17 protein-coding genes and 1 rRNA gene are annotated in these 14452 nt (G+C 66.7%); 11 read left to right on the top strand and 7 right to left on the bottom strand.

What is annotated here, in order from left to right; all coding sequences use genetic code 11:
• Window positions 1-23 precede the first annotated feature (23 nt).
• Window positions 24-551, top strand: a complete 528-nt coding sequence (locus ACLJOO_RS40990) for a LysM peptidoglycan-binding domain-containing protein (protein WP_410793581.1) — start codon at window positions 24-26, stop codon at window positions 549-551.
• On the opposite strand, the gene ubiG is transcribed toward ACLJOO_RS40990, so the two are convergent.
• Together ubiG and ACLJOO_RS40980 are read right to left on the bottom strand one after the other, a co-directional pair.
• Window positions 552-1340: a bifunctional 2-polyprenyl-6-hydroxyphenol methylase/3-demethylubiquinol 3-O-methyltransferase UbiG gene (gene ubiG / locus ACLJOO_RS40985; protein WP_410793580.1), complete on the bottom strand. Its 789-nt coding sequence runs from the start codon at window positions 1338-1340 to the stop codon at window positions 552-554.
• A 44-nt stretch (window positions 1341-1384) separates the two neighbouring features.
• Window positions 1385-1954 (bottom strand): GNAT family N-acetyltransferase, encoded by a 570-nt coding sequence (locus ACLJOO_RS40980; protein WP_410793578.1) that lies wholly within the window; start codon window positions 1952-1954, stop codon window positions 1385-1387.
• Between the two features lie 98 nt (window positions 1955-2052).
• On the opposite strand from ACLJOO_RS40980, the gene ACLJOO_RS40975 reads away from it, so the two are divergent.
• Window positions 2053-2643, top strand: a complete 591-nt coding sequence (locus ACLJOO_RS40975; RefSeq protein WP_410793576.1) for a TetR/AcrR family transcriptional regulator — start codon at window positions 2053-2055, stop codon at window positions 2641-2643.
• Here ACLJOO_RS40975 and ACLJOO_RS40970 read toward each other — a convergent pair.
• The gene (locus ACLJOO_RS40970) at window positions 2636-3580 is read right to left on the bottom strand and encodes a nucleoside hydrolase (protein WP_410793575.1); all 945 of its coding nucleotides are present in this window, start codon (window positions 3578-3580) and stop codon (window positions 2636-2638) included. The two genes, ACLJOO_RS40975 and ACLJOO_RS40970, sit on opposite strands and share 8 nt — an antisense overlap.
• A 23-nt stretch (window positions 3581-3603) precedes the next feature.
• Complete coding sequence (locus ACLJOO_RS40965; protein WP_277875730.1) at window positions 3604-3918, bottom strand: metal-sensitive transcriptional regulator; 315 nt, start codon at window positions 3916-3918, stop codon at window positions 3604-3606.
• A 330-nt stretch (window positions 3919-4248) separates the two neighbouring features.
• On the opposite strand from ACLJOO_RS40965, the gene nrdR reads away from it, so the two are divergent.
• From nrdR to ACLJOO_RS40950, 3 genes are all read left to right on the top strand, one after another.
• Complete coding sequence (gene nrdR, locus ACLJOO_RS40960) at window positions 4249-4743, top strand: transcriptional regulator NrdR (protein WP_130387741.1); 495 nt, start codon at window positions 4249-4251, stop codon at window positions 4741-4743.
• A 106-nt stretch (window positions 4744-4849) separates the two neighbouring features.
• The gene (locus tag ACLJOO_RS40955) at window positions 4850-7759 is read left to right on the top strand and encodes a vitamin B12-dependent ribonucleotide reductase (RefSeq protein ID WP_410793573.1); all 2910 of its coding nucleotides are present in this window, start codon (window positions 4850-4852) and stop codon (window positions 7757-7759) included.
• Window positions 7760-7835: 76 nt separating this feature from the next.
• Window positions 7836-8471 (top strand): DUF6308 family protein, encoded by a 636-nt coding sequence (locus ACLJOO_RS40950; RefSeq protein WP_410793571.1) that lies wholly within the window; start codon window positions 7836-7838, stop codon window positions 8469-8471.
• Between the two features lie 19 nt (window positions 8472-8490).
• Here ACLJOO_RS40950 and ACLJOO_RS40945 read toward each other — a convergent pair whose 3' ends face one another.
• Entirely contained in the window at window positions 8491-9315 is an 825-nt protein-coding gene (locus ACLJOO_RS40945; RefSeq protein WP_410793570.1) for an aldo/keto reductase, read from the bottom strand.
• A 209-nt stretch (window positions 9316-9524) separates the two neighbouring features.
• Here ACLJOO_RS40945 and ACLJOO_RS40940 point away from each other — a divergent pair, with 209 nt between their 5' ends.
• Window positions 9525-10154, top strand: a complete 630-nt coding sequence (locus ACLJOO_RS40940; RefSeq protein ID WP_131296485.1) for a hypothetical protein — start codon at window positions 9525-9527, stop codon at window positions 10152-10154.
• Between the two features lie 102 nt (window positions 10155-10256).
• The gene (locus ACLJOO_RS40935; protein WP_410793567.1) at window positions 10257-11330 is read left to right on the top strand and encodes a hypothetical protein; all 1074 of its coding nucleotides are present in this window, start codon (window positions 10257-10259) and stop codon (window positions 11328-11330) included.
• Between the two features lie 59 nt (window positions 11331-11389).
• Here the strand turns inward: ACLJOO_RS40935 and ACLJOO_RS40930 are convergent, their stop codons facing one another.
• Window positions 11390-11683: a hypothetical protein gene (locus tag ACLJOO_RS40930; RefSeq protein WP_410793566.1), complete on the bottom strand. Its 294-nt coding sequence runs from the start codon at window positions 11681-11683 to the stop codon at window positions 11390-11392.
• Between the two features lie 138 nt (window positions 11684-11821).
• Here ACLJOO_RS40930 and ACLJOO_RS40925 point away from each other — a divergent pair, with 138 nt between their 5' ends.
• From ACLJOO_RS40925 to ACLJOO_RS40915, 3 genes are all read left to right on the top strand, one after another.
• Window positions 11822-12175 (top strand): XRE family transcriptional regulator, encoded by a 354-nt coding sequence (locus tag ACLJOO_RS40925; protein ID WP_410793564.1) that lies wholly within the window; start codon window positions 11822-11824, stop codon window positions 12173-12175.
• A 53-nt stretch (window positions 12176-12228) separates the two neighbouring features.
• A complete protein-coding gene (locus ACLJOO_RS40920) occupies window positions 12229-12432 on the top strand; it encodes a KTSC domain-containing protein (RefSeq protein ID WP_410793562.1) in 204 nt (67 codons plus the stop codon).
• Between the two features lie 70 nt (window positions 12433-12502).
• A complete protein-coding gene (locus ACLJOO_RS40915; protein ID WP_410793560.1) occupies window positions 12503-12730 on the top strand; it encodes a hypothetical protein in 228 nt (75 codons plus the stop codon).
• Window positions 12731-12734: 4 nt separating this feature from the next.
• Here the strand turns inward: ACLJOO_RS40915 and ACLJOO_RS40910 are convergent, their stop codons facing one another.
• Window positions 12735-13406 (bottom strand): class I SAM-dependent methyltransferase, encoded by a 672-nt coding sequence (locus ACLJOO_RS40910; RefSeq protein WP_410793558.1) that lies wholly within the window; start codon window positions 13404-13406, stop codon window positions 12735-12737.
• Between the two features lie 921 nt (window positions 13407-14327).
• On the opposite strand from ACLJOO_RS40910, the gene ACLJOO_RS40905 reads away from it, so the two are divergent.
• Window positions 14328-14452: ribosomal RNA gene (locus tag ACLJOO_RS40905) — 16S ribosomal RNA — on the top strand; the annotation flags it as partial.

Below are 14452 nucleotides of genomic sequence, written 5' to 3'. Positions count from 1 at the left end.
CGAACAGAGGTCTGGAGGACCCGATGAGCACAGCAGCCGTAGCGGCCGACGCACTGGGCCGACACCGCTCGCCGGAGGCCACCCCGCCAAGCCGGCGGACACCACCCCCTCACCTCAAGCCCGTCCCGACCCCGGCGGTGGCGCCGCGTCGGCGTCCTCGGATCGAGGGGGCGACCACCGACCGGATGCCGGTTCGTGGGTGCGCGGGTGAAGAGCTCGGGCGCCGGGCGTCTGTGCAGGCCGAGCCGACCACTCTCCGCCTGACCCGGCGCGGCCGGATGCTGCTGACCGCCGTGTCCGTCCTCGTCTTCGGCGCCGCGATCCTCGTCCTCGGCCTCCGGGTCGCCGGCGTCCTCGAGCCCGGCCCGGACTTCACCCACACCGTCCCGGTGCAGGTCGCCCCGGGCCAGACCCTCTGGTCCATCGCCCAGGACACCAACCCCGGCCAGGACCCCGCCGCAGTCGTGGAGAAGATCGCCAACCTCAACAACCTCACCACGCCCGCCGACATCACCCCCGGCCAAACCCTCCAGATCCCCGTCACCGGCTGATCAGTCGGGCGCTCGGTACGGCTTGGTGGCATACCCCATGTAGGACGCGCTGGTGCCCTTCACCCGTCCGACGTCCAAGGCCCGACTCAGCTGCCCGACGCTGATGGCGCCACGGCGGGCCCGCCTGAAGTTCCGCAGTACGCCGAGCTTGTTCGCCCGCGCGCCGAGCCCGGTGATCTCGCCCAGCCGCAGACCGTGCCGGCGCAGGACCTCCTCGAGTTCGGTCGGCTTGATGAACATCTCCCAGACGTGCAGCTCGGTGTCGACGACCCTGGTCAGCCGCCACTCCTGCATCGCCTTGATCAACAGAACCTTCGACGCGAACGTCCGGTTGATGGTGTCGAAGAGGTAGATCCCGCCCGGTTTCAGCACTCTCGCGGTCTCCGCGATGACCCGGTCCAGATCCGACACGTGCTCGAGTACGTCGCAGCAGTAGGCGATGTCGACGCTCGCGCCGGCGAGGGGCAAATGCTCACCCGTCGCCACGACGTACCGCGCGTCCAGGCCGGACGACCTCGCGTGGTCCCGGGCCGTCCGCACCGACACCTCCGAGGGGTCGATGCCGACCACCAGGCAGCCGGACCGGGCGAACTCCTCAGCCAGGAAACCGCCACCGCTCCCGATGTCGACGGCCCGCCGGCCGGCCGGATCCCTGGCGGTCCGCTCGAGTACGTCGCGGAAGTACGCGAAGCGCCCCGGTGTAAAGCTTCCGTGCAACATGTTGAGCGGATTGTCCTCGTCCCACCAACTGTCGCCGATCCGGTTGTAAACCTGATTGTCGATGCCCATCGCGGCCCCCTTGGTGGTCACTGTCCGGGAGCGGCAACGCCCGATCAAGGTGTCACGCCACGCCATTCGTCGTCGAGCAGCGCGTAGACGTACTCGTTCGCCCACTCGCCCTTGAACTGCAAGGCATGCAGGTGATGCGCCTCCCGCCGCATCCCCAGCCGCTCGAGCAGTCGCGCCGACGCAGTGTTCCGGTCGTCGAGAATCGCCACGATCCGATGCAGCCCGAGCTCCTCGAAGCCGACCCGCAGCATGTCCCGCGCGGCCTCCGCAGCGAGCCCCTTCCCCTGATAGTCGGTGTGCAACGCAAACCCGATCTCGCCCTGCCGATCGGCCTCGCTCGCCCACTTCAGCAGCACCTCGCCGATCACGGTCCCGGTCTCGCGCAACTCGATCGCCAGCACCAGCCACTGCCCGTCCGCGGTCAACTCACCCTGCGGAAGCTTCCGCTCCAACGCGACCCGCGTCTCCTCGCGATCCCGCACCGGCCACGGCGTGTACCGCACGACCGCCGGCCGTGAGTGGAACGCGAACAGGTCATCCAGGTCGTCCATCCGATGCGGCCGCAACTCCAGCCGCTCAGTCAGCAGCGGGTACGCGGGTCGGAATCCAGTCACGGCACCATCCTCGGCTAAGCTGTCTAATGACGTTAGACAGTACCCACAACTCACGACCACGGACAACGAGATTTCGTGACCAGACGGACAACGGATTCGTGACCAGGCGTAACCCTTCCTCGCATGCGGCGGCCGGCATCACCGTCGCCGCGATCGCCGACGCAGCGCTGGCGATCATCCACGCCGACGGTGTGGACGGCCTCACCATGCGCGCCGTCGCGGAGCGCCTCGACGTCCGCGCCCCGTCGCTCTACCACCACGTTCACAACAAGTCCGAGCTCCTCGACCTGGTCGCCCGGAACGCGTTCGACCAGTTCACGGCCGACAAGACGGCGTACGACGAACTCACGACCGTCGACGAGTGGATCGAGCTCACCCGGTCCGGCTCGCTCGAACTCCGCGCCTTCTACGCGGACCATCCGGGCCTTGCCGGGCTGATGCAGTCGAAGGCGACACCGGACCGCGACCAGGGCGCCGGCTCGCGAGCCGAACTCATCCGCGCCCAGATCGATGCCCTAGTGCGGATCGGCGTACCGGAGCCCGACGCGCGTCACCTCTTCGAGGTCACCGCCCGCTGGAGCTTGGCCGCCGTAGTCGCAGACCAGGCCGCCAACACGCCCCTTTTCGCCGACGGCCTCGACCTACTCCTGTACGGCGTACGCGCCCGCCTTCTCGAGCTGATCAGCTGACAGTCGCCAGCCACAGCTCGGCGTACCGTTTGCCGTCCACCGCCGTCGCGACCCGGATCGTCGTCGCCGGTCCTTGGGGATCGTTCGCGACGTCCGACGTGTGCCGCGTGTCGACGATCGTCCGCCCGCGCGACCAACTCCCGGACAGCTCGATGCGCACCGGGTACTCCTGTGCCGTCAGGCCCGACGGATCGATCACGGCGCACACTGCGCCGCCGTCGCCGATGCTGCCGCCGTCCGACTGGTACCGCTCGCTGCGCTTCTCGATCAGCTTGCACGCCAGCTCCGCCGAGGGCGATCCGCTCAACGCACGCGCCTGATCGAGCGTGACCACGACGTCGTAAAAGACATCCAGCCCGTACATGGTCACCGGGACACCGAGATCCTGCGCCGCGGCCAGCACGATCGCGGCCGCCTCCGGATCGGTCCAGATGTTGAACTCCGCTGCGGCTGTCGCATTCCCGATCCCGGCAGCGCCCCCCATGAACACGATCTCGCGCAGCCCACGCGCTGCCTCCGGGTACGTCCGCAGCAACAGCGCGATGTTCGTCAACGGCGCCAGCGGGATCAAGGTGATGAGCTCACCGGTCGCCGCCGCGTCCCGCAGTACGTCGCGGAGGAGCTCGACGGCATGCCGCGGGTCGGTTGGCCGCGTCGACCGCGGCCAGTCCAGATCCCCGAGCCCGTCCTCACCGTGGACATGCCGCGCCGACCGCACCGGCTGGATCAGCGGTACGGCGGCGCCGCGGGCAACCTGGACGTCGGGCCGGCCCGCGGCCTCGAGGACTGTGAGCGTGTTGCGCACAACGTCGTCGATGCCGACGTTCCCGCCGACGCAGGTCACGGCCTTCAGGTCGAGCTCCGGATGCCGCGCCGCCAGCAGCAGTGCGCACGCATCGTCCAGGCCTGTGTCGACATCGAGAATCACCGGCTTCATGCGCACATCCTGCGGTACGCCGGTCAGGACCGCACCAACCGTGCGATCGCGGCGGACGCTTCCTTGATCTTCGCGTCGGCCTCCGGACCGCCCGCCGCGGCGGCGTCGACGACGCAGTGCGTGAGGTGGTCGTCGAGCAGGCCGAGCGCGACGGATTCGAGCGCCTTCGTCATGGCCGAGATCTGGGTGAGGATGTCGATGCAGTACTTCTCGTCCTCGACCATGCGCTGCAACCCGCGGGCCTGGCCCTCGATCCGCTTCAGCCGCGCGAGGTACGCCTTCTTGTCGCCGATGTAACCGTGCTGTGCATGCTCGTCGACCGGTTCGGTCACGCTCACCACATCCTCCCTGGGTCCCGCCGAACCCTATCCCGCGACGGTCCCGGGGAGCGGTCTGTGCGGGCCGTAGTTTGCGCCTCGAAAGGGTCGTCGCGGTGGCGCCACGCGGGAGTACACGGGGCCGCGCGAGTGTTGGAACCTATGACACGCGCGGGCAATCGGGGCGTGCTTGCAAACTGTCGGAGCAGCGATCTAGGATCCCTAGATGTAGTGGTTACACGGGTGTAATTTTCCACAGGTAGTGGTTGGTTGCACACAGGTTCTACACAAGTTATCCCCAGGCTGATCCACAACCCACCCCCGCGGGGTGGTCACGGGAGGAGTGTTGTCGTGCACTGTCCGTATTGCCGGCACGCCGATTCCCGGGTCGTCGACAGCCGGGTGGCCGAGGACGGCGGAGCGATCCGCCGCCGCCGGCAGTGCCCGGTCTGCGAGAAGCGGTTCACCACTGTCGAGCAGATGCAGCTCACGGTCGTGAAGCGCTCCGGCGCGACCGAGCCGTTCAGCCGGGAGAAGGTCATCAACGGGGTCGGAAAGGCGTGCAAGGGCCGGCCGGTGAACGCCGACCAGCTCGCGCGCCTGGGTCAGAAGGTCGAGGACGCGCTGAAGGGCAGCGGCTCGCCGGAGGTGCCCGCGCACGAGGTCGGACTGGCGATCCTCGGGCCGCTGCGGGAGCTCGACGAGGTCGCGTACCTGCGATTCGCGAGCGTGTACCGGCAGTTCGAGTCCGCCGACGACTTCGAGACGGAGATCGCGCTGCTGCGGGCCGAGAAGGAGCCGCAGGGCACCGAGCCGGACCCGCTGAAGCCGACCCAGCAGACATAAACCGGGGGAACGGTAGTTCCAGGTAGTTGCGGTAGTGGCGTTACGCAGTACTCCAACGGGGCGGTCCCGACAGACCGCGGTAGTAGACACAGGGCGAGGAGCAACCATGACAGAGACGGTGACCGGCCACTCGGGGTCGACCAAGCGGTCGGCGGCCGGGTTCCGAGGGCGCAAGAACGCGCCCGCGGGACTCACCATCGAGCGCGTTTTCAGCACCGAAGGCGTCCACCCGTACGACGAGGTGACGTGGGAGCGCCGCGACGTCGTACAGCAGAACTGGAAGACGGGTGAGACCGTCTTCGAGCAGCGCGGAGTCGAGTTCCCCGACTTCTGGAGCGTCAACGCGTCGACGATCGTCACCACCAAGTACTTCCGTGGCGCGATCGGCCACGACAACCGCGAGTGGAGCCTCAAGCAGCTGCTCGACCGGGTCGTGAAGACCTACCGCAAGGCCGGCGAGGAGCATGGCTACTTCACCACGCCGCAGGACGCGGAGGTGTTCGAGCACGAGCTCACCTGGATGCTCCTGCACCAGTACTTCAGCTTCAACTCGCCCGTCTGGTTCAACGTCGGCACGTCCTCGCCGCAGCAGGTGTCGGCCTGCTTCATCCTCGCCGTGGACGACTCGATGGACTCGATCCTGAACTGGTACAAGGAAGAGGGCCTGATCTTCAAGGGCGGCTCCGGCGCCGGCCTGAACCTGTCCCGGATCCGCTCCTCGAAGGAACTGCTCCAGTCCTCCGGCGGTACGGCGTCCGGCCCGGTCAGCTTCATGCGCGGCGCGGACGCGTCGGCCGGCACCATCAAGTCCGGCGGCGCCACCCGGCGCGCGGCGAAGATGGTCGTGCTGGACGTCGACCACCCCGACATCGAGGAGTTCGTCGACACCAAGATGCGCGAGGAGGAGAAGATCCGGGTCCTGCGGGACGCGGGCTTCGACATGGACCTCGGCGGTCGCGACATCACCTCCGTGCAGTACCAGAACGCGAACAACTCGGTCCGGGTCTCGGACGAGTTCATGCGGGCGGTCGAGGAGAAGGGCGAGTTCGGGCTGCGCGCGCGGCTGGACAACTCGGTGATCGAGACCGTCGACGCCCGCGAGCTGTTCGACAAGATCTCGCACGCGGCCTGGGCCTGCGCCGACCCGGGCCTGCAGTACGACGACACCATCAACGACTGGCACACGACGCCGGAGACGGGCCGGATCACCGCGTCCAACCCGTGCTCGGAGTACATGCACCTGGACAACTCGTCCTGCAACCTGGCCTCGCTGAACCTGATGAAGTTCCTCCGCGACGACGACCTCTTCGACTCGGAGAAGTTCGTCAAGGCGGTCGAGCTGATCATCACCGCGATGGACATCTCGATCTGCTTCGCGGACTTCCCGACCGAGGCGATCGGCGTCACCACCCGCGCGTACCGGCAGCTGGGTATCGGGTACGCGAACCTCGGCGCGCTGCTGATGGCGACCGGTCACGCGTACGACTCCGACGGCGGTCGCGCACTGGCGGGCGCTATCACGTCGCTGATGACCGGTACGTCGTACCGGCGCTCCGCCGAGCTGGCCGGCATCGTCGGCGCGTACGACGGCTTCGAGCGGAACAAGGACGCGCACACCCGGGTGATGCGTAAGCACGCCGCGGCCAACGACGCGATCCGGACCATCCACGAGATCGACAAGGACGTCCAGAAGCACGCCACCGCGGCGTGGGAGGGCGTGCTGAAGATCGGTACGAAGAACGGCTGGCGGAACGCGCAGGCCTCGGTGCTCGCGCCGACCGGCACCATCGGCTTCATGATGGACTGCGACACCACCGGTATCGAGCCGGACTTCTCGCTGGTCAAGTTCAAGAAGCTGGTCGGCGGCGGCTCGATGCAGATCGTCAACCAGACGGTCCCGCGGGCGCTGCGCCAGTACAACTACACCGAGGAGACCATCGAGGCGATCATCGAGTACATCGCCGAGAACGGTCACGTCGTCGACGCCCCGGGCCTGAAGCCGGAGCACTACGAGATCTTCGACACCGCGATGGGTGAGCGCGCCATCAAGCCGATGGGCCACGTCCGGATGATGGCGGCGGCACAGCCGTTCCTGTCCGGCGCGATCTCGAAGACGGTGAACCTGCCGGAGACCGCGACGGTCGAGGAGATCGCCGACGTCTACTTCCAGGGCTGGAAGCTCGGGCTGAAGGCGCTCGCGGTCTACCGCGACAACTGCAAGGTCGGTCAGCCGCTGGCGGACGCGAAGGCGAAGAAGGCATCGGAAGCCGTCGAAGCCGAGGCCGCCGTGGCGGAGAAGATCGTCGAGAAGATCATCGAGTACCGGCCGACCCGGAAGCGTCTGCCGAAGTCGCGGCCGTCGCGGACCACCTCGTTCACGGTCGGTGGCGCCGAGGGGTACATGACCGCCGGCTCCTACCCGGACGACGGTCTGGGCGAGGTCTTCCTGAAGATGGGCAAGCAGGGTTCGACGCTCGCCGGGGTGATGGACGCCTTCTCGATCGCGATCTCGATCGCTTTGCAGCACGGCGTACCGCTGGAGACCTACGTCCAGAAGTTCACCAACCTGAAGTTCGAGCCGGCCGGTCTGACCGACGACCCGGACGTCCGGATGGCTCAGTCGATCATGGACTACATCTTCCGCCGCCTGGCGCTGGACTACCTGCCGTTCGACGAGCGGGCCGCCCTGGGCATCTACTCGGCGGACGAGCGGTCCCGGCAGCTCGACACCGGCTCCTACGAGCCGGCCCCGGTCGAGGTGTCCGAGGCCGAGTCGCTGAAGTCGATCGAGCCGGCAGCCGACGTCGCCGAGATCACGGACGTCCCCGCGAAGCCGGCCGACGCGGCAGCCGCCAAGCCGGTGAAGGGCGAGGCCCACACCACCGCCGAAATGCTGGAGCTCATCACCGGCACCTCGGTGGACGCCCCGCTCTGCTTCACCTGCGGCACCAAGATGCGCCCCAGCGGTTCCTGCTACGTCTGCGAAGGCTGCGGCAGCACCTCCGGCTGCAGCTGACCTGAACTGATAGCACTACGGCCCCCGGGAACTTCCCAGATTCCCCGGGGGCCGAGGTGCGTCCGGAGGATTCCTGATGAAGCTGCCGTCACTGGTGGAGGTCGACCGACGGTCCGACGCCCTCAGAGTCCTGTCCTGCTACTACGGCCTGAACGGCCACGAAGCACACCGGTACACCGGCGCTCGCTTCGACACCTGGGACAGCGCCGGCAGCCGCGACAGCTCGCACAACCGCTTCACCGCCGACGACCTGGTGGCCGTCTCCTTCCTCTCGGTCAACGTCCCTCCACTGGCCGCTGAGGCGCTGCTGGACACCAGGGCCAACGAGTTCGCGGAACTCCTCGAGGAACTTGGCCCCGACCGCGATCTGGTCGACGAACGGACGCCGTGGACCGAGGACTGGGTCGGCTGGCGCCTGTGGGGGATGCTCGACGCGCTGCCCTCCGTCGGCCCGACCACCGCCAGCAAGCTCTACGCCCGCAAGCGCCCCCGCCTCCGCCCGATCTACGACTCCGTCATCGCAGAGGTCATCGGCTCCACGACCTTGTGGGAACCCTTGCGAACCCACCTCCAGCAAGACCCCGGACTGCACCCACACCTGCTGTCCCTCCGCGATGACCTCAGGCCTCCGTTCGACCTCTCAGCCCTTCGAATCCTCGACGTCCTCCTCTGGATGCACGGCAAGAACAACACCATCTGCACCCTCACCTGACACCTGCGGGCGTCTCGGGTCAGTGGCCGGAGCGGTCGGAGTCGGCGGCGGGCTTGGCAGTGCCGTCCAGCGCGGTGAGAGATGCCAGCTCCTGTGGGCTGAGCTCGAAGTCGAACACCGCCAGGTTCTCCGCAAGCCGGCCGCGGTCGACTGACTTCGGGATGGGTACGACGCCCTGCTGGGTCTCCCACCGCAGGACGACCTGACCCGGTGCCCTCCCGTGCGTCTTGGCGATCTCCTGCACCGTCGGATGGCTCAGCAGGTCGGTGCCCTTGCCGAGCGGGCTCCACGCCTCCGTGACGATCCCGTGCTGGGCATGGAACTCGCGCTCGGCGGCCTTCGCCCACACCGGGCTCAGCTGTACTTGGTTCACCTCGGGCGCGACGCCGGTTTCGTCGATCAGCCGTTGCAGGTGGGTGGGCTTGAAGTTCGACGTACCGATTGCGCGCACCAGACCAGCCTCACGGAGCGCGATGAGGCCTTGCCACGCGTCGACGTACCTGTCCTGCTCGGGAATCGGCCAGTGGATGAGCAGGAGGTCCAGGTACTCGACGCCGAGCTTCTCCGCGCTCGCCTCGAACGCCTGGCGCGGCCCGTCGACGCTGTGCCAGCGCTTGTTGAACTTCGACGTCACGAACACCTGGTCGCGCGGCGCATTCCGCAGCGCCCGTCCGACACCGACCTCGTTCCGGTAGTTCTCCGCGGTGTCGATCAATCGGTACCCGAGCTCGAGCGCCGTACTCACCGTCCGCTCGGCGTCCTCGTCGTTCAACGGCGATGTCCCGAGCCCGACCCGCGGCATCGCGGTTCCGTGACTCAACGTGACTGCTGGAACCTGACTCATCCGGTCTCCTCCTTCGGCGTACGCGCCCGGCCACGATAGGCCGATCACGGTCCGCACCCGCCGCCGCGGTCTCCCGATTCCGCCGTACGGCGTACGGCTCGGACGGACTGTCTCAGCCCCGGGATATCGGGACGCGAACTGTCGGATCCGTGGTTCATCATGGTGCGACGGGCAGCGAAAAGTCCTGGAAGCGTTGGAGGGGTGGGCTTATGAAGAACCGGCAGATCACACTGGTCGATCTGGGTCTGGACAGTTCGTTCGACGCGTCGATGTCGTTCGTTCAGGGCATCACCGGCAACATCAACGCCGGCTGGAACCGCCCGTATCTCGACGTGAACTTCGTCCGTACCCGTGACCACGAGACCGCCTTCTCAGCCCTCACCACCCCGTCGACCGTTCTGCACGTGATGGCACACGGTGACCACAGCGAGGAGCCGTCGTTCCTGTCCACCGACGGCGAGACCCAGGTGTCGCTGAAGTCCCTCGCCGACTGGTTCCTCGACCACCAGTGGGGTATCGCCAGCGGTGTCGTGATCGCCGACGGCTGTAAGACCGGCATCGGCAAGTGGCAACGCGCGATCCGCGACTGCATCCAGGGCGACGTCACCTACATCGGCACCAGCACCGTCATCGGCTGGTACGAAGCCACCGTCTTCTGCTCCGCCTTCTACGGCGCCCTGGTCCGCAACCGAGGCCTCGGCCGCACCCCCGCCGAACAAGGCTGGGACGCCGCCAACCGAGCCATCCGAGCCTACGAAACTCTCACCGACAAACCCTGCCCCTACAAACCAGTGCTCCTAACCCCCTCCCGCCAAGCCCTCCGCTCCCTCACCGGCTGAGGGGGTGTCTGACCGACACGCGCTCGGCGGCTACTTTGGGTTAGGCGTGTGAGACTTTTTGGTGACTCGTCGTCCGCCTGACGCCGGTGAAGGAATGCCGCCATGAAGCTCCACCGGAACTCTCTCCTCACGGCTGCCGCGATTGTGTTGGTGCTGTATGTCGTTTCGTTGATTGTCGGGCTGCCGGCTTGGGCGGCTGTGGTGATGATCGTGGTGCTGCTGGTGTTGCTGGCGGTGGTGTGGAAGCAGCCCGACGAGCCCCGGCCTGTTGTCACGAAGCAGGCGCCGGCGCCTTCCGTCGTACTGCCGGATCCGGAGCCGGTCTTCTCTGGACCGCCGTCGCGGACGATTGCCGATGTGCGGTTGCCGTCGGCTTCGCCGGACTTCCAGTTCAGTTTCTCGGCGGTTGTGCAGTGGTCGACGGTGCTGTCGGGTTCGCGTCATGCGGACCTCGGTGCGGTCGCGGTCGATGCTTTGCTGGATCGAGCGCGAGCGCTGACCGTACGGCAGCAGGTGACCGAGGAATCCCTTAACCAGCACCGCTTGGCTGCGCTTCTCGGCGAGCCGGCGCTGGATGAGAAGGGTCAGGTCCGGAGTTGGGCGACCGAGGTACGGCTGCGGTTGCCGGATGCGGATCAAAAACATCTTCAGCACCTCGCCGCGCTGCATCGGCGCGAGCAGACCACGCTGCTCGAACGCCGGATGGAGCAGGACAAACGCGCGTACCTGAAGGACGATGTCTTCGCTACGCCTGGGTCGGCCGCGGTCTGGTGGATGGTCAACCATCCGGGTGAGGTCGAGACTGCGCTCGGCCTGCTCGACACACTCGCCGAACTGTCGGCCGCGGCGAACGATCTCCCGGTACGGCGGACAACCGCCGAGGAGATCGAACGCCGACGGCCGACCCGCGCCGAACTCGCCTTCAGCACGGCAATCGAGAACCTGGCCGAAACCGGCCAGGACGACACCCCTCCGACCCAGGACGACGCTGCTCTGGCCCAGGACAGGTCTGTTCCGGGCCAGGATGGCTCGGGGGATTTGGAGCAGCGTGCGGTGCCGCGGCATGCCGGCGGTGGTGAGGACGGTCGTCAGGAGACCGGTCCCGTGGGGTCCGAGCTGAACGGGTCCAAGGGCGAGCCGGGTACGGCGTACCGGGAACAGTTCTTCACCGAATAGGCCGGTGAGGCGGGCTGTCTGCAGGGTGGGCCCGCCCCACCGGAGTCGAGGGCGCATGGCTAGTCGTCCAGCCAGCGGACCGTGGTCGCACCGTTGTGCCCGTGGATGCTCAGCAGCGCGTCGATCCCGTCCTGCCACACGGTCGTGGTCGGGTAGTGGCCGCCCCACCGCAGTGCGACCGTCCCGTCGCTCCACTCGACTCCCTCCGCGACAACGCCCGTACCGCTGACACCGGAAACGTCGCGGTACCGGACCAGTTCGAAGCGGCGTGGTCCGGACTTGCTCGCGATGCGCAGATGACGCTGTCGCGTGGTGCGCAGCAGCGTCGCGGTTCTCCCGCTGATCTCGTCCATGGCCCAAGTCAACGCGCGGCCGGGCGTCCTCACCAGGAACTCAACCGGTATCCACAGCGCACAAATTCTGCCCACCGGCGGTCACCGAAACGAATATTCTCATTGCAGGGAGTAACTGACACGCAAGGGAGAGCACGGATGACAGTCATCGAGGAATGGACCGGCCGGCATGCGCACGCCTTGCGTACGGCGCTGCGGCTGACGAACGAGGCGTTCGCCGAGCAGCTCGGCATCTCGCCGCGCACGCTCACGAAGTGGCGCGAGAGACCCGAGCTCGTGCCCAGTCCCTTTCTCCAGCAGGCCCTCGACACCTACCTCAAGAAGGCGCCGCCCGACGCCCATCTCCGATTCGCGGCGAACCTCGGCCTGGACCCGGCCGCGGGACCGATCGACAAGACCGTGCTGACGCAGCTCAACACGGCGCTCGACGATCTGACGCGCGCCCTGGCACGCCTGCAGGCGGAGGATCCGGAGCGATCGCCCTCGTCTTGACCGCGGGAAGGGCACACTGGGCGGCGCAGTGCGAGCGCGGAAAGGAGCCGCGGATGAGGCGACGCCCGGTGAACTCGTCAAGTGTGCGATCGGTCGGATGGTCCGACGGCACGCTCGAGCTCGAGTACGTCAACGGCTACATCTACCAGTACTTCGACGTACCGCAGCCGACCTATGCGGCGCTCCTGGCCGCACCGAGCATCGGCGCATACGTCAACAAACACATCAAGCCGTACTACGACGTCCGCGAGGTCTGAGTTTCTGTCACGTTCGCAGCGGGCACTTGAGGTGGGTCGCACGGGGGTTCGTCCACGGCAGGAGATGGACATGCCAACCCGCAGACTTTCCGCGTCCCGTTCCCGGGCCATCACGATCATCGTGCTCGTCTGGCTGCTCATCGGCCTGGCGGCTGCGGCCCAGCGGAACTATTTCGAGAGTTCACGTACGTCGTGCGCCAAGGTCGGCACAGTGCTCGTCACGGTCGTCGCGGGACCGCTCAACTACGTCGGGGCCAACCCGAAGATCGACTGTTCGGCACCTCAGCCGTCGCGGTAACCGGCTACGGCGAACCCGGGGCATTCCAGGACAGCCTGTATCGCCAGAACAGGCTGCGGCTGAGCCGCGCTCCGGGGAGGATGCGCTTGGCTGCGAGCGCGATCTCCTCGAACGATTCCGCGGCCATTGCGGTCGGGGCGGTCATGTGCACGGGGATGGTGCGTGATCGTCGCGGGTGCTTGGCGATGCCAACGATCGGATTCAGGATCATCGAGGCGATCGACCACGGAAGATCTGCTGGCGCTTCCCGGCTGACGCCGACCACGACGAGTCGGCCACCAGGGCGCAGCAACTCCCGCACCTTCTCGAGCGTGGCCTCCAACGGCAGGTGGTGCAGCACCGCTACGAACGTGATCAGGTCGTAGCTGCTTCCGTGGACCTCGTCGAACGGCTGCGTCAGGATGCGGACGTTCTCGAGATCTGCGGTTGTGCGCCGAGCCTGCTCCGCGGTCGGGACATCGCGCTCGATGCCGGTGACTGCGGGGAAGACGCCGGCGAGCCGGCGAACGAGGTTTCCTGTTCCGCAGCCCACGTCCAGGGCCTCCGTGCCGCCGGCTGCGCGGACGCGACGTGCGTGGTGGAGCACGAGCGCCGCGTAGGCGTCGTTGTGGGACCAAGGATGTGCGTCATTGATGCGAGCCAGGGTGGCCAGCGCTGTCTGGAAGGCACGAGACATGGCGCGACAGTACGACGGCTCGCGGTTCGCTCGGTCAACGTCTGCGGGCGGGAATAGGGCGTAGGGGAGTGGGGTTACACCACATGCCGTCCGGAGCATGACCCCGGGCCTCAACCTAAGCCGCTACGAGCGGCCACTCGCCGAGAGGCGTCTGCTGGGCGGTGCGGTACGTGACAGGTGGGAGCCGGCCGGCTCCCACCTCGTCGTCTTCCTGACCGGCCCGTACGTCGTCTCGCTGGTGTGTCCCGTACTGCGTGGGGTTCCTGCCGAAAACGATTTGTGCGGGTGCGGCATGATGGAAGTGTCGCTCGCGGAGACGCGTGCGAGTGGAGTGACCAGAGGGACCAGCACTGCTTCCCTCGACGCCGGATCACGGTGCCGAGGGCAGGTGCCGGGAGGCTCGGACGAGGGTCCGGGAGCCCGATTTGCATCTGCACCGCGAATGTCAGTAATGTTCTTCTTGTTGGAGCGAGGCGCAGGACGCGAAAGCGGCCGGCCCTTCAACAAACTCCCTGAAGGTCTCGGAAGCCGAAACACGCCTCGGCGGGTTTCGGACACTGAGTCGCGCAGGGAGACTGGATCGAAAAAGGCCGATTTGACCGGCTGGAAGCGAAACAGTAAAGTTGGGCGAGTTGCCCCGGAGCTTCAAACGAAAGTCTGAAGCGCGGTGTGCGTCCGATTCTTGAGAACTCAACAGCGTGCCGAAAGTCAATGCCGAAAGATGCATTAACCCCGTTCGTAGGCATTTGATGATCTTCCTACCCTGGTCTCTTCGAGATTTTGGGTGGTTGGTTGTCTGTGTTCTATGACGGATTCCTTTGAAATTAATACGGATAACAAGCCAGTTATGGTTGTTTCTGATTCAAAGGATCACTCAAAGTAGTCTGTTTTCTGCAGCTTGCTGTGGTTGACATATAGATTTCAACGGAGAGTTTGATCCTGGCTCAGGACGAACGCTGGCGGCGTGCTTAACACATGCAAGTCGAGCGGTAAGGCCCCTTCGGGGGTACACGAGCGGCGAACGGGTGAGTAACACGTGAGCAACC

Source organism: Kribbella sp. C-35 (assembly GCF_046549195.1).
In the GTDB taxonomy this organism is placed as follows: Bacteria; Actinomycetota; Actinomycetes; order Propionibacteriales; family Kribbellaceae; genus Kribbella.
The sequence above is the reverse complement of the archived record's forward strand: the minus strand, read 5'-3'. Positions and strand labels throughout refer to the sequence as shown.